Source organism: Oceanobacillus sp. GQ8 (assembly GCF_059758495.1).
In genome coordinates, this window is record NZ_JCAXEV010000007.1 from 39,134 (window position 1) to 59,464 (window position 20,331).

General features: G+C 40.6%; 22 protein-coding genes and 2 other annotated features. All 22 genes read right to left on the reverse strand.

Annotation, left to right across the window (positions count from 1 at the left end; genetic code table 11):
* Positions 1-12: 12 nt before the first annotated feature.
* The 22 genes from AC6CHS_RS19055 to AC6CHS_RS19160 all read right to left on the reverse strand — a co-directional run bounded on the left by AC6CHS_RS19055 (position 13) and on the right by AC6CHS_RS19160 (position 20,140).
* The gene (locus tag AC6CHS_RS19055) at positions 13-615 is read right to left on the reverse strand and encodes a class I SAM-dependent methyltransferase (RefSeq protein WP_498238260.1); all 603 of its coding nucleotides are present in this window, start codon (positions 613-615) and stop codon (positions 13-15) included.
* Positions 616-730: 115 nt separating this feature from the next.
* Positions 731-1,096 (reverse strand): 50S ribosomal protein L7/L12, encoded by a 366-nt coding sequence (gene rplL, locus AC6CHS_RS19060; protein WP_106895415.1) that lies wholly within the window; start codon positions 1,094-1,096, stop codon positions 731-733.
* Positions 1,097-1,149: 53 nt separating this feature from the next.
* Positions 1,150-1,650 (reverse strand): 50S ribosomal protein L10, encoded by a 501-nt coding sequence (gene rplJ, locus AC6CHS_RS19065; RefSeq protein ID WP_058950408.1) that lies wholly within the window; start codon positions 1,648-1,650, stop codon positions 1,150-1,152.
* Positions 1,651-1,771: 121 nt separating this feature from the next.
* Positions 1,772-1,923 (reverse strand) — a sequence feature (ribosomal protein L10 leader region).
* Positions 1,924-1,971: 48 nt separating this feature from the next.
* Positions 1,972-2,670: a 50S ribosomal protein L1 gene (rplA, locus tag AC6CHS_RS19070; RefSeq protein WP_036578691.1), complete on the reverse strand. Its 699-nt coding sequence runs from the start codon at positions 2,668-2,670 to the stop codon at positions 1,972-1,974.
* 193 nt (positions 2,671-2,863) lie between these two features.
* Positions 2,864-3,289 carry a 50S ribosomal protein L11 gene (gene rplK / locus AC6CHS_RS19075; protein ID WP_019375547.1) on the reverse strand — a complete coding sequence of 142 codons (426 nt, stop codon included), beginning with the start codon at positions 3,287-3,289 and terminating at the stop codon, positions 2,864-2,866.
* Between the two features lie 164 nt (positions 3,290-3,453).
* Entirely contained in the window at positions 3,454-3,990 is a 537-nt protein-coding gene (gene nusG, locus AC6CHS_RS19080) for a transcription termination/antitermination protein NusG (RefSeq protein ID WP_036578692.1), read from the reverse strand.
* Positions 3,991-4,318: 328 nt separating this feature from the next.
* The gene (gene secE / locus AC6CHS_RS19085; protein ID WP_036578693.1) at positions 4,319-4,486 is read right to left on the reverse strand and encodes a preprotein translocase subunit SecE; all 168 of its coding nucleotides are present in this window, start codon (positions 4,484-4,486) and stop codon (positions 4,319-4,321) included.
* Positions 4,487-4,539: 53 nt separating this feature from the next.
* Entirely contained in the window at positions 4,540-4,689 is a 150-nt protein-coding gene (gene rpmG, locus AC6CHS_RS19090; RefSeq protein WP_498238261.1) for a 50S ribosomal protein L33, read from the reverse strand.
* A 107-nt stretch (positions 4,690-4,796) separates the two neighbouring features.
* A complete protein-coding gene (sigH, locus tag AC6CHS_RS19095; RefSeq protein ID WP_119578411.1) occupies positions 4,797-5,447 on the reverse strand; it encodes an RNA polymerase sporulation sigma factor SigH in 651 nt (216 codons plus the stop codon).
* 330 nt (positions 5,448-5,777) lie between these two features.
* The gene (locus tag AC6CHS_RS19100) at positions 5,778-6,287 is read right to left on the reverse strand and encodes an NYN domain-containing protein (protein WP_106895410.1); all 510 of its coding nucleotides are present in this window, start codon (positions 6,285-6,287) and stop codon (positions 5,778-5,780) included.
* Between the two features lie 2 nt (positions 6,288-6,289).
* Positions 6,290-7,033 (reverse strand): 23S rRNA (guanosine(2251)-2'-O)-methyltransferase RlmB, encoded by a 744-nt coding sequence (rlmB, locus tag AC6CHS_RS19105; protein WP_119578409.1) that lies wholly within the window; start codon positions 7,031-7,033, stop codon positions 6,290-6,292.
* Positions 7,034-7,035: 2 nt separating this feature from the next.
* Positions 7,036-7,434 (reverse strand): Mini-ribonuclease 3, encoded by a 399-nt coding sequence (locus tag AC6CHS_RS19110; RefSeq protein ID WP_498238262.1) that lies wholly within the window; start codon positions 7,432-7,434, stop codon positions 7,036-7,038.
* Positions 7,435-7,436: 2 nt separating this feature from the next.
* The gene (gene cysS / locus AC6CHS_RS19115; RefSeq protein ID WP_498238263.1) at positions 7,437-8,834 is read right to left on the reverse strand and encodes a cysteine--tRNA ligase; all 1,398 of its coding nucleotides are present in this window, start codon (positions 8,832-8,834) and stop codon (positions 7,437-7,439) included.
* Positions 8,815-9,477, reverse strand: coding sequence for a serine O-acetyltransferase (gene cysE / locus AC6CHS_RS19120; protein WP_106898441.1), 663 nt, complete (start codon positions 9,475-9,477; stop codon positions 8,815-8,817). Before cysE ends, cysS begins: the two co-directional genes overlap by 20 nt.
* Positions 9,478-9,683: 206 nt before the next feature.
* Positions 9,684-9,897, reverse strand: a binding site (T-box leader).
* Positions 9,898-10,055: 158 nt separating this feature from the next.
* The gene (gltX, locus tag AC6CHS_RS19125; RefSeq protein ID WP_498238264.1) at positions 10,056-11,525 is read right to left on the reverse strand and encodes a glutamate--tRNA ligase; all 1,470 of its coding nucleotides are present in this window, start codon (positions 11,523-11,525) and stop codon (positions 10,056-10,058) included.
* 179 nt (positions 11,526-11,704) lie between these two features.
* Positions 11,705-12,802 carry a PIN/TRAM domain-containing protein gene (locus AC6CHS_RS19130; protein WP_036578701.1) on the reverse strand — a complete coding sequence of 366 codons (1,098 nt, stop codon included), beginning with the start codon at positions 12,800-12,802 and terminating at the stop codon, positions 11,705-11,707.
* 270 nt (positions 12,803-13,072) lie between these two features.
* Positions 13,073-14,446, reverse strand: a complete 1,374-nt coding sequence (radA, locus tag AC6CHS_RS19135; RefSeq protein ID WP_498238265.1) for a DNA repair protein RadA — start codon at positions 14,444-14,446, stop codon at positions 13,073-13,075.
* Positions 14,447-14,746: 300 nt separating this feature from the next.
* Positions 14,747-17,173 (reverse strand): ATP-dependent protease ATP-binding subunit ClpC, encoded by a 2,427-nt coding sequence (gene clpC, locus AC6CHS_RS19140; RefSeq protein WP_498238266.1) that lies wholly within the window; start codon positions 17,171-17,173, stop codon positions 14,747-14,749.
* Between the two features lie 16 nt (positions 17,174-17,189).
* Positions 17,190-18,254, reverse strand: a complete 1,065-nt coding sequence (gene mcsB / locus AC6CHS_RS19145) for a protein-arginine kinase McsB (RefSeq protein ID WP_498238267.1) — start codon at positions 18,252-18,254, stop codon at positions 17,190-17,192.
* Positions 18,251-18,799 carry a protein-arginine kinase activator protein McsA gene (gene mcsA, locus AC6CHS_RS19150; RefSeq protein ID WP_498238268.1) on the reverse strand — a complete coding sequence of 183 codons (549 nt, stop codon included), beginning with the start codon at positions 18,797-18,799 and terminating at the stop codon, positions 18,251-18,253. Before mcsA ends, mcsB begins: the two co-directional genes overlap by 4 nt.
* Positions 18,800-18,811: 12 nt before the next feature.
* Positions 18,812-19,279 carry a CtsR family transcriptional regulator gene (locus tag AC6CHS_RS19155; protein ID WP_106895401.1) on the reverse strand — a complete coding sequence of 156 codons (468 nt, stop codon included), beginning with the start codon at positions 19,277-19,279 and terminating at the stop codon, positions 18,812-18,814.
* Positions 19,280-19,492: 213 nt separating this feature from the next.
* Complete coding sequence (locus AC6CHS_RS19160; RefSeq protein WP_238591030.1) at positions 19,493-20,140, reverse strand: MgtC/SapB family protein; 648 nt, start codon at positions 20,138-20,140, stop codon at positions 19,493-19,495.
* Positions 20,141-20,331: the final 191 nt, after the last annotated feature.

Here is a 20,331-nt window from a genome sequence, read left to right on the forward strand (position 1 = left end):
AAAATAGAGCGGTCAAACATTAATAGCCCGCAATATAAAATAGCCTTTATCTTTCGCCATCGTTTCTACTTCTCCAAACAATGTTTCCAACTTTTTGATGGCTGATGGGGCACCTTGCTTTTTCTGAATCACAATCCAGAGCTCCCCGCCCTCAGCTAAAGCGGCACGGGCTTCTTCAAACAATTGGTGGACCACTTTTTTTCCAGCTCTTATTGGAGGGTTTGTTAATATCGCAGCAAAGTCTCTCTTGGTTACTTTTGCAAAGAGATCACTTTGGAACACTGTTGTATTGGATACATGGTTTAATTGTGCGTTTTTTTTGGCAAGCTCCACTGCTCGTTCATTCACATCTGCCATGAATACATGGCGTTCAGCGAATTCGTCTGCCAGCGTAATGCCGATCGGGCCATAACCACACCCCATATCCAGCATATCTCCGTCTACTTTCGGCTCCGTGAATTGCTCAATAAGCAATCTGGATCCAAAATCAACATCATTTTTTGAAAATACCCCGACATCGCTAGTAAAGGTGTAGGATGTCCCGCGTAATGTATAACTCCATGTCTTTGGTGAACGTTTAGAATGAGGTTGTTGTGAGAAGTAATGCTCAGACATTTGGCACCTACTTTTTAATAGTTTTGCGAAGATACGAATAGCTGGATTGCTATCGATAAGGGTTTATACATAGAGAGCCCGTCGCATGAAATACGACGAGCTCCCATTATGGAAATTACTTAACTGCTACAGAAGCGCCTGCTTCTTCTAGCTTGCCTTTAACTTCTTCAGCTTCATCTTTAGATACAGCTTCTTTGATAGCTTTTGGTGCGTTATCAACTAGATCTTTTGCGTCTTTAAGACCAAGACCAGTGATTTCACGTACTGCTTTAACAACTTTGATTTTAGATGCTCCAGCACTTTCAAGTACTACATCAAATTCTGTTTGCTCTTCAGCAGCTTCTCCAGCTCCTGCTCCACCTGCTACTGCTACTGGCGCTGCAGCTGTTACACCAAATTCTTCTTCAATTGCTTTAACTAGGTCATTAAGATCTAGAACTGACATTTCTTTAATCGCATCAATGATTTGTTCTTTAGTCATGATAAAATTGCCTCCTATTTTAAATGTAATTTTTTTATCCTGCTAGGCACAGATTATGCGCCTTGTTCTTCTTTTTGCTCCGCGATAGCTTTTGTAGCGTATGCGAAGTTTCGTACTGGTGCTGTAAGCACGCTAAGCAGCATAGAAACCATGCCTTCGTAATTCGGAAGATCTGCAAGCTCTTTGATTTGATCAAGGGTTGCAACTTTCCCTTCAATTACTCCACCTTTAATTTCCAACGCTTCGTGTTTTTTAGCGAAATCGTTAAGAATTCTTGCTGGCGCTACTACATCATCGTTACTGAAAGCTAAAGCAGTTGGTCCAACCAACACATCGCTTAGATCATTTAACTCAGCAGCTTCAACAGCACGGCGAGCCATTGAGTTTTTGTATACTTTGAAATCAATTCCAGCTTCACGTAGTTGTTTACGTAATTCTGTAACTTCCGCAACATCAAGACCGCGGTAGTCTACAACTACAGAAGTTTGGCTTGCACGGAATTTTTCAGTGATTTCATCTACAACTTGTTTCTTTTGCTCAATAATACCGGACATTCTTCCACCTCCTGTTTGACAATTGATCATACCGTAAAAAGGAAACCGAATCTGCACAGAGCCAATAAGAACAGGCCAACTGGTATTAACCAGAGAAGCGCAACTTCTTATTGTTCTTGTTTTATAAACAAAAGAAGCTCCCGCGCAGACACGGGAGCTTACTATAACATACGATAATCATAAGGATTCATCGATCTGTTTTATAAACACCTCGGCAGGATATTAAGCGGATGGATCCGCCCCTACTGTCTACGGTACAACGTATTCTTTTATTCAACGCCTCTTAGTATACCTCAGGTTTCCCCGAGAGTCAACCACTAATTAACGACGAGTGTAAGTTGTTACATCTACTTTAACTCCAGGACCCATTGTAGAAGCTATAGAAGCATTCTTCATATAAGTTCCTTTAGCAGCCTGTGGTTTAACTTTTACAAGCTGTTCTGTAAGAGCCACGAAGTTTTCGATTAATTTATCGTTGTCAAAAGAGATTTTTCCGATTGGAACGTGGATGTTAGATTGTTTATCAACGCGGTATTCTACTTTACCTGCTTTGATATCCTTCACTGCTTTTTCAACTTCAAACGTTACAGTTCCAGTTTTCGGGTTTGGCATTAAGCCTTTTGGTCCCAATACGCGACCAAGTTTACCAACTTCAGCCATCATGTCTGGAGTAGCAACGATTACGTCAAACTCGAACCAACCTTGGTTGATTTTATTGATGTAATCAGATTCTCCAACATAGTCAGCTCCAGCTGCTTCTGCCTCTTTTGCTTTTTCGCCTTTTGCGAAAACTAATACACGTTGTGTTTTACCAGTACCATGTGGAAGTACCATTGCTCCACGGATTTGCTGGTCTGCTTTCTTAGGGTCTACTCCCAAACGGAAAGCGGCTTCTACTGTTTCGTCAAAGTTAGCTTTAGCTACCTCTTTCACAAGAGAAACTGCTTCTGCTACTTCGTATGATTTTGAACGATCAACAAGCTTTGCAGCTTCTTGATGCTTTTTACCTTTTTTAGCCATTTTATTTCCTCCTCTATTGTGGTTATAACGGTAATACCTCCCACTTACAAAAGCCGACTCGCTTCTGTAAAGCTGTGAGCCCACCCCTCAAGATGGGTCACATTCACGAAAAAGGTTGCGAGTATGGCATACTATTCGCAACCTGTACCGTATTTGTTCTTAAAAAGAACCGTTTAACGGGCACTTCCGCTAATTAGTCCTCGATTGTAATACCCATGCTGCGCGCAGTTCCTTCAACCATGCGCATCGCTGCTTCAACATCAGCGGCGTTTAAATCAGGCATTTTTGTTTCTGCGATTTCTTTTACTTTATCGCGTTTAACAGTAGCGACTTTATTACGGTTCGGCTCACCTGAAGCAGTTTCAATACCTGCTGCTTTTTTCAACAACACTGCTGCTGGTGGAGTTTTCGTAATAAATGTAAATGAACGGTCTTCGAAAACCGTGATTTCAACAGGGATAATCATACCCGCTTGATCTTGAGTACGTGCGTTGAATTCTTTACAGAATCCCATGATATTAACACCCGCTTGACCTAGTGCAGGTCCTACTGGTGGTGCCGGATTCGCTTTCCCAGCTGGAATTTGTAGCTTTACTAGCTTGATTACTTTTTTAGCCACGAGACACACCTCCTTAAAGTCCGTGATGTGGTAATAGGGGATTTTCCCCTCCCACTCCTATTTTCCATTGCTCTCGATTTAGAGTGCATGAATAACAAAAGAATTTTAGCATGAATTTAAAAATATTGCAAGGTCTTGTCTTATTATTTCTACCAAAACAGACTCTAGGATAGTTTTTCGACCTGTGAAAAATCTAATTCTACAGGTGTTTCCCTGCCAAACATATTAACATGTACTTTGACCTTTTGTTTATCGATGTCGATATGTTCAATTGAACCAGTAAAGTCTGTAAACGGTCCGTCGGTTACGCGGACATTTTCTTTCAAGTCAAAGTCTACTTGTACAACAGACTCTGCCACACCCATACGTTTTAGCACGGTTTCCACTTCGTCTGGTAATAGTGGTGTTGGCTTCGTTCCGCCCCCACTAGACCCAATAAATCCTGTAACCCCAGGTGTATTTCGAACAACATACCAAGAGTCGTCCGTCATAACCATTTCAGTTAGAACATAGCCAGGGAAGAATTTTTTCTTCGTTACTTTCTTTTTCCCGTTTTTGATTTCGGTTTCTTCATCTTCAGGAACAATGACACGGAAAATCTTGTCTTCCATACCCATTGTCTCTACACGCTTTTCTAAGTTCATTTTTACTTTATTTTCATAACCAGAGTACGTATGAACCACATACCAATTTTTCTCCATTTTCACAGGACAATATTGCTTGTCCTTCCCTCCCTTTATTTAAAAGTTATAGATGTCGAATTTATCCCGGTGTAACCGTCCGTAAAACTCCCACTTTAAAACATGAAATGAAACCGTAACGTTTAAGTGGGCGGAAACGGACGCTAACACCCCGATTCGTTCAACTATCAATCAGTGGGCGAAGAACGAAAGCCTCCACCGATTGAAGTTTCACTTTATGTTTGTGCTACTTTTTAAGACAATTTAAAAAACCCGTTGAGACGGGTTTCCTGAAATGTACTATTAATTTCCATTATAGCATAATTATATTGTAATTATTCAACAAATATTATAGCAGATTCAAAATTTGAGTTATTCCAAGGTCAATCAGAAAGAAAAACACTGCCACAAAGGCTACCGTAGAAATAACCGTTATGGTGTAACTTGTTAGTTCTTTTCCTTTCGGCCAGCTGACTTTCTTCATTTCTCTAGAAACATTTCGCAAAAACTTAAACATGCTTGTAACCCCCATCGTTTACCGGAATCTCCAATATGCTGATAAACATTTATTTATTTTGTTTCTCGGTGCAACGTATGCTTCCCACATGTTTTGCAGTATTTACGCACTTCTAAGCGATCTGCATTTGTGGATGCGTTTTTATTTGTTGAATAATTTCTACTTAGACAAACTGCACACGCCAACGTTATCTTTTTATTCATCTATTCACCCCATATGTGAGGTTGTCCCATCACAAAGCGTCATCTTTTACAAAGGTACAAAATATACTAATAATGTAGCATGGTTATAGCTTTGTGTCAACGCGCCCTTAGTAGGAGACGTCGTTTGCTTCTAGTAATTGCTCTAATTTTTTCTTCACCCGCTGGAGCGCGTTATCAATTGATTTCACGTGCCGATTCAACTTACCGGAGATCTCCTGATAAGTGCAACCATCAAGGTAAAGATGAAGCACTTTCTTTTCTAACTCGCTTAATAATTCAGATAATTTCAGTTCCATGTCGCCGAACTTTTCTCTGTGCAAAAGCATTTCCTGTGGATCAATTGCCTTGGAACCTGCTATTACATCGAGTAGCGTTCGTTCGGACTCCTCATCGTACATTGGCTTGTCCAACGACACATAGGAGTTGAGCGGGATATGCTTTTGCCTTGTCGCTGTTTTTATAGCCGTAATGATTTGTCTTGTAACACATAGCTCAGCAAAAGCTTTAAAGGAAGATAGCTTGTCCCCATCGAAGTCACGAATCGCTTTGTAAAGGCCAATCATTCCTTCCTGAATAATATCCTCTTTATCCGCGCCAATTAAGAAATAGGTGCGCGCTTTAGCACGTACAAAATTACGATATTTATGAATTAGGAAATCAAGCGCATGACTATCTCCGGCATGCACTAATTGTAGTACCTCATCGTCATCAAGCGTTTGAAAGTTCACTGTATCTGTCTGTAATGGCTTGACATTCACCAAGTTTGACCCCCTGACTACAACGCAGTCACTATAACGAGAGTATAGCGGTTTGAAACAATTGCTAATCCATTGCAACAATGTAAGGGCTATTACTTGTTGGATTTCCTAACCGCGCTATTTCCGTTACTATTATGAATAGTATACAGGAAGCGTTTTATCTTAGTCAATACAAGGCAGGAAGAATTTAGAAGCTTCTTAAAATAAAATCGTAACGAAAGGGTGATTAGGACGGTCTTTTGGTTGATTGGACTGCTCTTTTGATCGAATGGCGCGCTCTTCCGGTTGATTTGACCGCTCCCTCTAAGCCGGCAATCAAAAAAGACGGCTTTAAAAGCCGCCTCTTCTCCACTTCTCGAATTTTTCCATGATTTCTTCGTTCAGAACAATTTTACTTTTAGACTGCACTTTTTTGTGCTGCTCAATTGTCGCTTCAATATCTCGTTCAATATTTTTTAATTCAATTTGTAATTCTCTTGCGGACTTTCTAAGTGCACCTTGTCCAAAAATTGTCCGTTGTTCAGCATAATCAGATGTAGCGACATAGACCTGTGTTTGTACATTCTTTAACGTCTTTACCAACTTTTCGATACATTCGTCTGCTGTTTCTTTTTCCTTTGTATAGATCACTTCAACTTTAAATGTTTTGGTTTTACTTGTGATCCCTCTAACATAATAAGCGTCAAATACCACGATAACCCGATGCCCTGAATAGGCTTGATATTCAGCCATTAGTTCAATGAGCCTATCTCGGGCTTGTCCAATTTCTTTCTCCTTGAGCTGCTTCAGTTCCTCCCAGTCGCCAATGATATTATACCCATCTACCACAAGAACGATCATTCTTAACCACCAGCCGGGTGTCTTTTACGGAATACCTCATATAGCAACAGGCCACATGCTACCGAAGCATTCAGGGAGGAAACTGCTCCAACCATCGGCAGGCTCACAGTCCAATCACATTTTTTACGAACTAAGCGACTTATTCCTTTTCCTTCATTCCCAATCACAAGAGCAATTGGCATAGCCCCATCTAAGTGACGATAATCTTCGGTTGCTTCCGCTTCTGTTCCGACCACCCATACATTCCGTTCTTTCAGTTCATCGATTGTGTTAGCAATATTCGTCACACGCGCAACTGGTATATGCTCTATCGCACCAGCTGACGTTTTTGCTACAGTTGCCGTTAACCCTACTGATCGCCGTTTTGGAATAATGACACCGTGCACGCCCACTGCATCTGCCGTCCGGAGGATAGAACCGAGGTTATGCGGGTCTTCCAACTCATCTAAAATGATGAAGAACGGGGCTTCCTGCTTTTCTTCCGCCTTATTAAATAAGTCATCCAATGAGGCGTACTGGTATGAGGCAACATACGCAATAACACCCTGGTGGTTCTCCTTAGATAGCTGATCCAATTTGTTCCTTGGTACCTTCTGCACGACAGTTCCCGCTTCTTTTGCTGCTTGATTGAGTTTCCCTAGCATGTTGCTGTTTAATTGCTCTGAAACCATCACTTTATTAACCGATCTCCCTGACTTTAATGCTTCCATTACAGGGTTTTTCCCAATAATCATTTCTTGATCCACTTTTACTCCATCCTCGCTTCTGTCCATTCAATCGCCTCCTGCAAGAGCTCTTGTAATCTTGCTTCATTTTTCATTAAGTAATGATAGCCAATTAACGCTTCAAATGCTGTACTGTAACGATAGGTTTGTACACTTATATTTTTAGGAATCGTGCCCGACTTGGCATTCCGCCCTCGGGCTACGATTTTTTCCTCTTCTTCCGTTAAATGCTTTACCTCAAGCCAATTCAAGATTATATTTGCTTGCGCTTTTCCAGAGACAAACCGTATTGCCCGCTGATGGAGCTGATGTGGTTTCACCTGGCCGGAATCTAGGAGATGCTCACGTACATAAACTTCATAGATCGCATCCCCCATATAGGCAAGAGCCAGACTTTTCATTTGCTTTACATTCCGCTCCATTGTTAACCCCTCTTCCAGCGTACTCCTTGTGGTGTATCTTCAAGAATAATATTCTGTTCCTTCAAATTGTCTCTAATTTCATCAGCTCTTGCAAAGTTACGGTTTTTTCTGGCTTCATTTCTTTCCTGGATTAAAGAGTCTACTTCTTCATCTAATAAACCAGCTTCCTCGTTCAGCTCTATCCCAAGTACCTTTAGCAAGGATGCAATCGCCTCTTGGAATGCTTCAATAACATGAGTGGACGTTTGCTTAGATTCCAAATAAACATTCGCATCTTTTGCTAAATCAAATAACACGGAAATGGCATTTGCTGTATTAAAGTCGTCCTCCATAGATTGCTCAAAGGCTTTTTTATGTTCTTGGATCTGCTTTAGCCATTCTGTATTATTATCCAAATTCATACTAGAAGCTTTTCGATGCTCAAGATTAAAGTAGGAAGTCTTAATACGTTCCATACTGTTTTTGGCGCTTTCTAAAAGCTCTTCTGTAAAATTAATCGGATTACGATAATGCACACTTAGCATAAAGAAGCGAAGTACCTGGGGATCATGGTGATTAATCAAATCCCTTGTCAGAACAAAATTCCCAAGTGATTTAGACATTTTTTCGTTTTCAATATTAATATATCCATTATGCATCCAGTATCTTGCAAAGGATTTACCTGTCATAGCTTCTGATTGTGCTATTTCATTTTCATGGTGTGGAAAAGCAAGGTCCTGCCCACCAGCATGAATGTCGATCGTATCCCCAAGGTATTTCTTAACCATTGCCGAGCATTCAATATGCCAGCCTGGTCTACCTTTCCCCCATGGCGTTTCCCAGGCAATTTCATCCTCCTTGGCACTTTTCCAAAGAGCGAAATCAAGCGGATCCTCTTTCTTCTCGCCAATTTGAATTCTTGCCCCGGAACGGAGCTCATCAATTGATTGATGCGATAGCTTTCCGTAGCCATCAAATGCACGAGGTTTGAAATACACATCGCCATCTACCACATAGGCATACCCTTTATCTATAAGCACCTGAATAAATGCAATGATATCGTCCATTGTCTCCATTACCCTTGGATTATGGGTAGCTTCTTTCACACCTAATGCGCCAACATCCTCAAGGTACGCATTGATAAAGCGGTCAGCAATGGATGGTACCTCTTCCCCTAGTTCCTTAGCTGTTTTGATGATTTTATCATCTACATCCGTAAAATTAAGTACATAGTCGACTTTAAAGCCTTCGTATTCAAAATATCTCCTCACCGTATCAAACACAATTGCCGGACGGGCGTTTCCAATATGAATGTAGTTATAGACAGTTGGCCCGCAGACATACATGCTGACCTTTCCTTCTTCTAAAGGTTTAAATTCTTCTTTTTGTCGTGTAAGTGTATTATAAATTTTTATCGCCATTGCTATTCCCTTCCTTCAATTGAGCTAATTCGAGTTTCAGTGCATCTATTTGCCCCTGTAAGTGCTGACAGCGATCCTGTACAGGGTCCGGTAAGTTATTATGATCAAGCTCTCTACTTACTTTCTCCCCATTTTGTTTTACTATTTTACCTGGGATTCCAACAACGGTTGCATGATCTGGGACATCTATCAGGACCACAGAACCAGCACCTACCTTTGCACTTTCCCCAATGGTAATCGATCCAAGAACCTTAGCCCCTGTTGCAATAAGGGCATGATCTTTTAATGTGGGATGTCGCTTCCCCTTTTCCTTGCCAGTCCCTCCTAGGGTTACGCCTTGAAAGATGGTCACATTATCTCCAATATCACAGGTTTCCCCGATAACAACACCCATACCATGGTCAATAAATAGTCGTCTGCCAATATTGGCCGCAGGGTGTATTTCTATACCTGTTAAAAACCTTGCCACCTGCGAGATAACCCGCGCAATAAAATATAGCTTTCGCTTATAAAAAGCATGTGCGATGCGATGTGCCCAAACGGCATGTAAGCCTGAGTAGGTTAAAAGCACCTCTATATAGCTACGTGCAGCCGGATCTTGTTCAAACACAACATCCATATCTTCCTTCATCCGTTTAAACATCCCCAAGTAAGCCGAACCTCCTTTGCCAATTCGTGTCATGCCTTCATTAGAAAAACTCGCATTCGCTCGTCCTTTAGCCAATGTGAAAGTTTTTCTTATACCTGGAACTTCAAAATTTTCACTGCGTCGACTTTGCTTCCTTGCTGATTCTTAACGTGCAATAAAATACGTTTTCAACGTAAAAAAAGCGCCCCTGTGCATGTATACACAGAGACGCTTTAGCGCGGTCCCACTCTGTTTGGAGGAAAGATCCTCCCAACTCAAATCTCTCGTAACGGGAGAGTACCGCCGTTATGTACTTATATTCCATAACGGACTCCGAGGAGCACTTCAAAAACAACGCCCAAAACCACTCACAGCCAAGGTGGTTCTCTCTGGATAAGCAGCTTGTTTTTTACTTTCCCTCTTCAACGTTCTATATGAATAAGCAGAAAGGACAATAAACGTTGAAGCAACGTAGCACAGCTAGGTATTAGCAAAATGAGCTAAACGCCGCTTACATTGTCTCTTCCCCCAAGATAATTAAATCTGTAATACTTATTCTATACTATATTATATTTGCCTAAAGTTGTGAATCATTACGCTCCTAATTGTTTAAGAACTTTATCCAATCGTTGCAAAATAACTTCTTTGCCAAGCAGTTCAATAGCCATTGGAAGCTCTGGACCATGTGTCTGACCAGTAGTAGCTACGCGAATTGGCATAAATAACTTTTTACCACGATGGCCTGTTTCCTTTTGGGTCGCTTTAATTTGGGCTTTTATATCGTCCTTGTTAAAACTATCCAAATGAATAAGCTTGTCTGCAAAAACCTGTAATACTTCCGGTACCTGCTCTTCTTGAAGAACATCCATTGCTCCTTCATCATAATTCAGTGATTCATTGAAGAATAGCTCAGTAAGCTCAACAATTTCAGCACCGAAACGTAATTGCTCACGATATAGGGAGATGACAGCTTCAGCCCATTCCCGCTTCTGTTGATCCATATCCTCTGGGAGTTTACCCGCTTTGATTAGCTGTGGCATCGCTAGGTCGATTACCTTATCCAGATCCATTGCTTTGATATATTCATTGTTCATCCATTTCAGTTTATGACGATCAAAGATCGCAGCAGAAGTAGATAAACGCTCTGGATCAAAGATTTCGATTAATGTTTGCTTATCAAATATTTCTTCCTCACCAACAGGTGACCATCCAAGCAATGTAATAAAGTTAAACAATGCTTCTGGAAGGTATCCCAGGTTGCGGTATTGTTCAATAAACTGCAGGATATGCTCGTCCCGTTTACTAAGCTTTTTCCGCTCTTCATTCAAGATTAAAGTCATATGTCCAAATGTTGGCGGCTCCCAACCAAATGCGTCATATACCATCATCTGTTTTGGTGTGTTAGAGATATGCTCTTCACCGCGCAACACATGAGAAATTTCCATTAAGTGATCATCAATCGCAACAGCGAAATTATACGTAGGGATGCCGTTTTTCTTCACGATAACCCAGTCACCAAAATCTTCTGATTCAAACGTAATATTATCTCGAACTAGATCCTTAAAAGTGTATGTTTTCCCAGCTGGAACACGCATGCGAATGCTCGGCTTCCGTCCCTCTTTTTCAAATTGCTCTATTTGTTCTGGGGTTAGGTTGCTATGTTTACCGGCATATTTCGGAACCTGTCCATTGGCCCGTTGTTCTTCACGCTCTGCTTCGAGCTCATCTTCTGTCATATAACATTTATAGGCAAGGTCTTTTTCAAGAAGCTCTTTCACATATTTATTATAAAGGTCAAGGCGCTCAGTCTGGCGATACGGACCATAGTTTCCACCAATATCCGCTCCTTCATCCCATTCAATGCCAAGCCATTTTAGAAACTCAAGCTGACTTTCTTCTCCACCTTCTACGTTTCGTTTATCATCTGTATCTTCAATTCTAATAATAAACTTCCCATCAAAGTGTTTGGCATATAGATAGTTAAATAATGCGGTACGCGCATTTCCAATATGCAAATGGCCAGTTGGACTTGGTGCATATCGAACACGAACTTGATTTGTCATCATAAGTGCCCCCTAATTATTCCTTTTTAGTGTGTATGTTATCGTATTAATTAAAAGCTATTAAATGGCTGTATTGGTAAGTATTAGTTTCTTCCAATCCCATAACTTCTAAACACTTTTCCTAAGTATATCAAAAAGTGATAACAATTTCTGTTATCACTTTACTAGTTATACCCTTTTTATAAAGCTTTTTCAAGTAATTTTGGTTTCGCAAAGATCATGCGACCGGCTGATGTCTGCAGGACACTGGTTATCAGCACTTCTATCGTTTTTCCGATATAATCCCTGCCCTCTTCTACTACAATCATCGTCCCATCATCAAGGTAAGCAACCCCTTGATTATGTTCTTTACCATCCTTAATCACTTGTACTACTAATTCTTCACCAGGTAGAACAACCGGCTTTACGGCATTGGCAAGGTCATTGATATTCAGAACGGCAACGCTCTGCAGATCACAAACTTTATTCAAATTAAAATCGTTTGTTACGACAATACCATCCATCACCTTAGCAAGCTTAATCAGCTTACTGTCTACTTCTTGTATTTCTTCAAAGTCTCCCTCGTAAATTTGCACCTCTACAGGAAGCTCTTTTTGAATGCGATTTAGTACATCCAAGCCACGTCGTCCTCTATTGCGTTTTAAGACATCCGAGGAATCAGCTATATGTTGAAGCTCACCAAGCACAAATTGCGGAATAACAATTGTGCCTTCCAAAAACTTCGTCTGACATATGTCAGCAACACGTCCATCAATGATGACGCTTGTATCCAGAATTTTAGGTTTGGGATGATTGTTAGCAAGCAGTTCTTCATCAGGTGTTTTCCGCTTATCACGTTCTCTTTTATTAATGTTCATGAGATTAACAAACTCTTCTCTCCGTCTAAAACCAACCTGGAATCCAAAGTAGCCTAGAAGAATCATAATAAATAGCGGTAAAACCTGTGAGACTACTTCAATGTTAATATCCTGTAACGGAGCACTAATAAAGTATGCGATCACTAACCCAACGATTAAGCCAACACTTCCAAAGAATAAATCTCCTGCCGGCAATTTAATGAGAGACTCTTCTACCCATTTCAAAAACCCGACAATGTAATCTCCCAACCAGTAGGAAAGGAAAAATAGAATAATGGCTCCTATAACCGTACCTAAGTAGGGCGATGCTACCCAACTAGCATCCGTAAAATCTAATAAATTTATAATTACTGGTATATACAAATATCCAATGGTTCCACCCAATACAATAAAAAACAAATGAACAATTCTTTTGAGCACCACTGTCACCTCCTAACCCTTATTATTACCTTTTTCATTAATTCTAACCGTTATATAAGAAAAAAAGCTTACTACCATTTATTGCCGAACACCGGTACACTGCGTTAGAAAGTTTAAGTCTAAGAAGCATCTAGTAATTAAGCAAATACAGTTTATGGCAGTTATCATAGCATATTTTTTTGTGATAATCAATTTGTTAAACGTATAATGGTACCATACTCCTAATTCTATTTCAAACCTTTTTTACTAGTTTTCAATTTTAATGGTACTCTATTGACCTAGCCCTACCTTAAGCGCTTCTTGTACAGTATCAACACCAATTACTTCTATCCCTTTTGGTGCAGTCCAGCCATCCAGGTTTTTCTTAGGACAAATAACCCGTTTAAAACCCAGCTTTGCTGCTTCCTGTACCCGTTGCTCTATGCGGGAGACTCTTCTAATCTCTCCCGTTAAACCGACCTCTCCCACAAATATATCTTCACCTTTTGTTGGTTGATCGCGGAAACTTGAGGCTATACTTACCGCAATTGCTAGATCAATTGCTGGTTCATCAAGCTTAACTCCGCCTGCAACTTTTATATAAGCATCCTGGTTTTGCAACATAAGGCCAACGCGTTTTTCTAATACTGCCATTAATAATGGCACACGATTGTTATCAACGCCTGTTGCCATACGCCGAGGGTTTCCGAAACTTGAAGGAGATATAAGTGCCTGAATTTCCACAAGTACTGGTCTTGTTCCTTCCATGGAAGCGACGACTGTTGAACCTGCTGCTCCCTGTGACCGCTCCTCTAGAAAAATTTCGGAAGGGTTCATTACTTCACGAAGTCCTTGTTCCTTCATTTCAAAAATACCCATTTCATTGGTGCTACCGAACCTGTTTTTCACGCCACGTAAAATGCGATAGGTATGATGTCGTTCGCCCTCGAAATACAAGACGGCATCTACCATGTGTTCTAAAAGTCGAGGGCCGGCAATGGATCCTTCTTTCGTAACATGTCCTACAATAAAGATAGGGATACCGTTGGATTTTGCTAGTTTCATTAATTCGCTCGTAGACTCCCTAACCTGGGAGACACTCCCCGGGGCACTTGAAATCTCTTCACGAAATATCGTTTGAATGGAGTCTACCACGACAAACGATGGTTTTATTTCTTCAATCTGTTTTGCTATATCAAATAAATTTGTCTCGGATAATACATATAATAAGTCTGATGTTACCCCGAGTCGATCTGCACGCAGCTTAGTCTGACGTGTAGACTCCTCTCCAGAGATATAAAGCACATTTAATTGTTTATCTGCAAGTTGGGAAGCAATTTGCAATAGTAAGGTTGACTTCCCAATACCTGGGTCTCCTCCAATTAGAACAAGAGATCCTGGTACAATACCTCCACCAAGCACACGGTTAAATTCTTTCATCGCCGTTGTGATCCTTGGCTCTTTTTGTGATTCGATTGCTGTTATCTTTTCTGGCTTACCTGCTGATTTGGACCCTATATTGAATGTATGCTTTCCTGCTGAACCAGATGCTTCTATTTCTTCTACAAGTGTGTTCCAATTGTTACAGCCAGGGCACTTGCCCATCCATCTGGCAGATTCATATCCACATTCTTGACATACAAATTTTGTTTTTCGTTTTGCCATCTCTTTATTCCCTTCTTTGTTTCTATTATATACGTTTTGAACCGTTATAAAGTTACAGATTCCTATCAATTCAATTAAAAATTACCATATTCATGCCACATTTAGCTATAGACTGGGAAGGAAAACTACTAACTAAGTCCTACAAATAATGTAGCGCATTGGGTAAACACCCCTCATGTTGGCTTCAGATTAAAAAAAGCCTTGTGAAAAGAGCTAGAAGATGTCTTGTTAATCTTCTAGCTCTTTCCATAGGCCATGCTAAGTTAGCAAACTGCTTTTACCATGTCTCATACGACTAATTTATGGCAGTAAGGTGTATTCCCCTTTACTGTTCAGCCCTATTTTTATTTTTTGACCTTTTTCTATGGTCCCCTTCAATAACTCCTCAGATAAGAGGTCTTCTATATTTTTTTGAATGGAACGTCTTAGCGGTCTGGCACCGTATTCTGGATCAAATCCTTCATTCGCAATTTTTTCTACTGCCTTATCAGTAAGAGAGAAATTGATATCTTGCTCTTTTAGTCTACTTTGTAGTTGATTGACCATTAAGGTAACAATATCTTTCATATGCTTCTTCTCAAGAGAATGGAAGACAATCATTTCATCAATACGGTTAAGAAACTCCGGACGGAAGGCTTTCTTCATTTCCTCTGTTACTTTTGCCTTCATATCTTTGTAGTCCTGGCCTTCTTCCCCAAGGGTAAAGCCAAGGTTTTTACTCCGTTTCAGCTCGCTTGCTCCTACATTGGATGTCATAATGAGCACCGTATTACGGAAGTCTACTAAACGTCCTTTAGAATCGGTTAACCTTCCATCTTCAAGGACTTGTAATAGAATGTTAAATACTTCTGGATGTGCTTTTTCCACTTCATCAAGCAGAACAACAGAGTAAGGTTTTCTGCGGACTTTTTCGGTTAACTGTCCACCTTCATCATATCCCACATAACCTGGAGGTGACCCAACAAGCCTTGAGGTGGAATGCTTCTCCATATACTCGGACATATCAATTCGAATCATAGCATCCTCATCAGCAAACATGGTCTCAGCTAGCGCACGGGCAAGCTCCGTTTTCCCAACCCCTGTTGGTCCTAAGAAGATAAAGGAACCAATTGGTCGCTTCGGATCTTTCAATCCAGCACGCGCTCTGCGAATTGCCTTGGAGATAGCATTTACTGCTTCCTCCTGGCCAATCACGCGTTTGTGTAAGGTATCTTCCATGTTTAACAGACGGTCACTCTCATCCTTCGTTAGTCTGGAAACGGGCACTCCAGTCCAGATGGAAACGACACTGGCAATGTCTTCTACTGTTACTTCAGAATCTGTTTGTCCCTGCTTTTCTTTCCATTGGTTTTTCGTTTCATCTAGCTCTTCCCGTAGGCGTTGCTCAGAATCTCGTAAAGAAGCTGCCTTTTCAAATTCCTGGCTTTGAACAGCTGCGTCTTTTTCTTTACGTACTTCTTCTAGCTTTTGTTCAAGATCTTTTAGATTTGGTGGAACGGTGTAGGAACGCAAGCGTACCTTGGAACCAGCCTCATCAATTAAATCAATTGCTTTATCAGGTAAAAAGCGGTCCGTAATATAACGGTCAGAAAGATTTGCTGCTGCCTCAATCGCTTCGTCCGTTATCGTTACCCTGTGATGTGCTTCATATCTATCACGCAAGCCACTCAAAATTTGAATCGTCTCATCCAATGTTGGTTCATCCACTTGGATTGGTTGGAAACGACGCTCAAGGGCTGCATCTTTTTCAATGTATTTACGATACTCATCCATCGTTGTGGCACCAATACATTGCAGTTCACCACGTGCTAGGGATGGTTTCAGAATATTGGAGGCATCGATCGCCCCTTCTGCACCACCAGCACCGATTAGGGTGTGTAATTCATCGATGAAAAGTATAATATTGTTCGCCTGGCGAATTTCTTCCATCACCTTTTTAAGGCGATCTTCAAACTCACCACGATACTTTGTACCTGCAACAACTGTACCCATATCTAGGGTCATAACGCGTTTATCACGTAATGTTTCTGGTACCTCATTGTCTATAATTTGCTGTGCTAAACCTTCCGCAACAGCTGTTTTCCCGACACCTGGTTCACCTATAAGAACAGGGTTGTTCTTCGTACGACGGCTAAGCACTTGAATGACACGTTCAATTTCTTTACTACGGCCGATAACAGGGTCTATATTCCCTTCCTTCGCACTTACTGTTAGATCTCTTGCTAGTGAATCTAATGTCGGTGTATTGGCACTAGACTGTTGCCCACGGCCTTGGCGACCTGCCTGAGATTCATTGCTTCCAAGTAATTGAAGCACCTGTTGTCTCGCTTTATTTAGGCTCACACCTAGATTGTTAAGTACTCGGGCTGCTACACCCTCTCCTTCACGAATAAGACCGAGAAGAATATGCTCTGTTCCTACATAGGAGTGTCCCAGCTTTCTTGCCTCATCCTGTGACAGCTCTACTACCTTTTTTGCTCGTGGTGTATAGTGAATAGATTGCATTGGTTGTTTGCCCACACCAATTAGTTTTTCTACTTCTTCTTGAATCTTTGCGACTTCCAATCCGAGGGACTGCAAAGCTTTCGCTGCGATGCCTTCCCCTTCACGAACCAGCCCTAGTAAGATATGCTCTGTTCCAATATTGTTGTGCCCGAGACGGACCGCTTCTTCTTGTGACAAGGCAAGCACTTTTTGTGCTCTCTCTGTAAATCGTCCAAACATCATATTGTATTCCTCCTAACTATTTTTCCAATTGCAGTCTTTCTCGGATCAATGAAGCGCGAAGTACATCCCGTTCATTGGCGGTAAGTGTGCGCTTCGCATATTGTTGTAGAAACCCTGGTTGAGTTAAAATCATTAGTTCATTTAATATATTCCGCGATACGTTTTCAATGAATCCTAAATCAATACCAAGTCGTACATTGGAGAGACAAACAGCTGCTTCTTTTGATTCGATTACTCTGCTGTATTCCAATACTCCATATGAACGGAAAATTCGATCCTCCAATGAGGTCCTCGATTGCTCCATAATTCGACTGCGCGCTTTTCTCTCATGATCAATTAGCTGCTTTACAACACTCTGGAGGTCCTCGACAATGTCTTCCTCTGTCTTACCAAGTGTAATTTGATTAGATATTTGGAAGATGCTCCCTATTGCTTCACTGCCCTCACCATAGATTCCTCTAACTACAAGGCCGAGCTGGTTAATTGCAGGAATCATCCTATTAATTTGCTTGGTCATCGCCAGTGCGGGCAGATGCATCATAACAGAAGCACGCATGCCAGTGCCGACATTTGTCGGGCAGCTTGTTAAGTAGCCTCTCGTTTCATCAAAAGCATAATTGACTTTTTCTTCAAGGAAATCATCAAACGTAAAAGCTTTCTGCAATGCATTTTCCAGTTGGAAACCTGGGAGGTACAACTGGATACGAATATGGTCCTCTTCATTGACCATTAGGGAAACCTGTTCATTTTCCGAAATTAAAGCTGCAGCGATTTCTGCGTTTTCCGCAAGATGGGGGCTAATTAAATGCTTCTCCACCAGTACTCGTTTCTCAACAGGGGATAAATCATCTATCGCCACAAAAGCGAAATCTTTATATTCCTCAAATGATTGATTCTCATAATTGTCACGAAAGAAATCACGTATCTCTTCCAATTTATCCTTGTCTGCAATAATTGGATAGGACACATTCGCAAAATTCCGCGCCAGACGTATACGGCTACTTAATACAATGTCACTGTCAGGTCCTTCCTCACGCATCCAAGGACTAATTGCTTCATTCATAAAATTTTGTAGTGTCATGAAGGATCACCCTCTTCCGGATCCTGTGTATTATTTTCCAACGCCTTTATTTTATCTCTTACTTCAGCAGCTTCTTCAAAGGCTTCATCTTCAATCAGTCTTCTTAATTTGGACTTGTAATCTTCCATTAATTTCTTATTATGCAGGTCTCCACCTTGGCGTTTGGGGATTTTACCTTGATGCTTTGTATTCCCTGCATGAACACGACGGAATATAGGGTCCAGGCGACTGGAAAACGTGTCATAGCATACAGCGCAACCGAATTTCCCCACCTGTTTGAATTCAGAAAATGTCATTTCACATTTTGGGCACTGTAATTCTTGTACCTGCTGAAAAGTATTTTGCTGTGGTCCCTTAATCGTAGAGGTATCAAAATTCATTAAGCCTGAAAGTAAGTTATGCAACGAATATCCTTCTTCAGGATAGTTCATATATCCCTTTTCCTTTGCACAAACCTCACAAACATGAACTTCACTTTTTTGTCCGTTAACGTATTGTGTAAAGTGCAGTGTAGCAGGACGCTCATGGCATTCCTGACATTCCATGAAAAACCCCCCTTACTTATTTAAGTATTTCAATGTGGACAGCATGGCCGTTAAGACCCTTGCGCGCACTTCATCTCGCAAAGGAAGTTGAAACGCTAACGTATTCCTTCCTATGGCACTTAGCATGATCTTCGCTTCACGTGTTGTAATAAGCTGTTCATCGAGTAATCGATCAAGTACATCTATTGCTGCCTGCTGCGTTACCGTTGGATTAATCATGTTTATAATTTCATCGATTAGTTCGGAATTGTCTTGATGAATGACACGCATGATTCGAATATATCCTCCGCCGCCCCGTTTACTCTCTACTATATACCCTTTTTCCACAGTAAATCTTGTTTTAATAACATAATTTATTTGCGAGGGCACACATTGAAACTGATCGGCAATTTCACTTCGTTTTATTTCAATTGCATTTTTCCCTCTGTCTTGAAGAATTTGTTTTAAATAATTTTCAATGATGTCGGAAATATTGCTCATACTATGCACCTCCTTTTCAACAAAGGCTTTTGACTTTGACTATCTTTGACTATATTCTTATTATACGACAAATCACAAGAGATGCAAATAATTGTTTTCCCTATTTATCTTAGACAAAAACTACAAGGGCGAAACCTCTGATTTCTCTTATAGCGTACAAAAAATCTCACAGCTTTGATAATACTGTAAGATTCTTTGTAAGTTTATTCAATTTCAAATTTCAGATATGTTCTTTATATGCTCAATACGAGAGAGCTCCTCAAAAAAGTGAATTCTATTTAACTGATCATTTCTATCAATTTTTATAAAGATGTTCCGTATACCATGCTCTGCTTTAATAATTTCTACATTCTTAATGGACAAATTAAACTTTTCAAAAACGGATACCACATCATTCACTTTTATCTCAGGTAGTGCAACAATTTGAATCAGATTGGACGTACTCCCTTTTCTAAAGAGCTTTTCAAAGTTATTAAGAAAGATTAAACTTAACAAAATTACAATGGTTGTAAAAAGAGCAGCCGCATACATGCCAGCGCCAACGACTAGGCCAATACCTGCCACTGTCCAGATAGAGGCAGCAGTAGTTAATCCTCTTATTGTACCTCCATATACTATGATCGTACCGGCACCCAAAAACCCAATACCACTGATAACATATGAAGGAATACGCGCCGGGTCAAATTGTACATTCTCATGTGTTTCCATAAACACATCAAATCCATACAAAGATAGTAGCATCATCAAACATGCTCCAACGCCTACTAGAATGTGTGTCCGAAAACCAGCTGAGTGATTTTTAATTTCTCTTTCAAAACCAATTAATCCCGACAACAATAGCGCAAACAGTATACGGGCCATAATAAGGAGGAAGTCTTCCCCAAGCATTCCTTCTATAAATGATTCCAGTGTTCACACCTCCCCACAATGTCTTTCTCCTTATAATATATGATAATCTTTCCTTAATTAGTAGAGAGAAACCCTTGCGTTCCCCACTAACATTATAACAATATACAAAAAAATGCTAAGACACAATAAATGTGAACTTAGCA

Bases quoted from the DNA above. Each gene is read 5' to 3' on its own strand.
- AC6CHS_RS19055 (WP_498238260.1), bottom strand. From the start codon at position 615: ATGTCTGAGCATTACTTCTCACAACAACCTCATTCTAAACGTTCACCA.
- AC6CHS_RS19100 (WP_106895410.1), bottom strand. From the start codon at position 6,287: ATGATCGTTCTTGTGGTAGATGGGTATAATATCATTGGCGACTGGGAG.
- cysS (WP_498238263.1), bottom strand. From the start codon at position 8,834: ATGGCGATAAAAATTTATAATACACTTACACGACAAAAAGAAGAATTT.
- rplA (WP_036578691.1), bottom strand. From the start codon at position 2,670: ATGGCTAAAAAAGGTAAAAAGCATCAAGAAGCTGCAAAGCTTGTTGAT.
- rplL (WP_106895415.1), bottom strand. From the start codon at position 1,096: ATGACTAAAGAACAAATCATTGATGCGATTAAAGAAATGTCAGTTCTA.
- rplJ (WP_058950408.1), bottom strand. From the start codon at position 1,650: ATGTCCGGTATTATTGAGCAAAAGAAACAAGTTGTAGATGAAATCACT.
- mcsB (WP_498238267.1), bottom strand. From the start codon at position 18,254: ATGACACTACAAAATTTTATGAATGAAGCAATTAGTCCTTGGATGCGT.
- secE (WP_036578693.1), bottom strand. From the start codon at position 4,486: ATGTTTAAGTTTTTGCGAAATGTTTCTAGAGAAATGAAGAAAGTCAGC.
- AC6CHS_RS19110 (WP_498238262.1), bottom strand. From the start codon at position 7,434: ATGGAGCGGAATGTAAAGCAAATGAAAAGTCTGGCTCTTGCCTATATG.
- clpC (WP_498238266.1), bottom strand. From the start codon at position 17,173: ATGATGTTTGGACGATTTACAGAGAGAGCACAAAAAGTGCTTGCCTTG.
- AC6CHS_RS19160 (WP_238591030.1), bottom strand. From the start codon at position 20,140: ATGGCCCGTATACTGTTTGCGCTATTGTTGTCGGGATTAATTGGTTTT.
- gltX (WP_498238264.1), bottom strand. From the start codon at position 11,525: ATGACAAATCAAGTTCGTGTTCGATATGCACCAAGTCCAACTGGCCAT.
- radA (WP_498238265.1), bottom strand. From the start codon at position 14,446: ATGGCAAAACGAAAAACAAAATTTGTATGTCAAGAATGTGGATATGAA.
- cysE (WP_106898441.1), bottom strand. From the start codon at position 9,477: ATGTTTAAACGGATGAAGGAAGATATGGATGTTGTGTTTGAACAAGAT.
- AC6CHS_RS19155 (WP_106895401.1), bottom strand. From the start codon at position 19,279: ATGAGCAATATTTCCGACATCATTGAAAATTATTTAAAACAAATTCTT.
- rpmG (WP_498238261.1), bottom strand. From the start codon at position 4,689: ATGAATAAAAAGATAACGTTGGCGTGTGCAGTTTGTCTAAGTAGAAAT.
- nusG (WP_036578692.1), bottom strand. From the start codon at position 3,990: ATGGAGAAAAATTGGTATGTGGTTCATACGTACTCTGGTTATGAAAAT.
- mcsA (WP_498238268.1), bottom strand. From the start codon at position 18,799: ATGGAATGTCAGGAATGCCATGAGCGTCCTGCTACACTGCACTTTACA.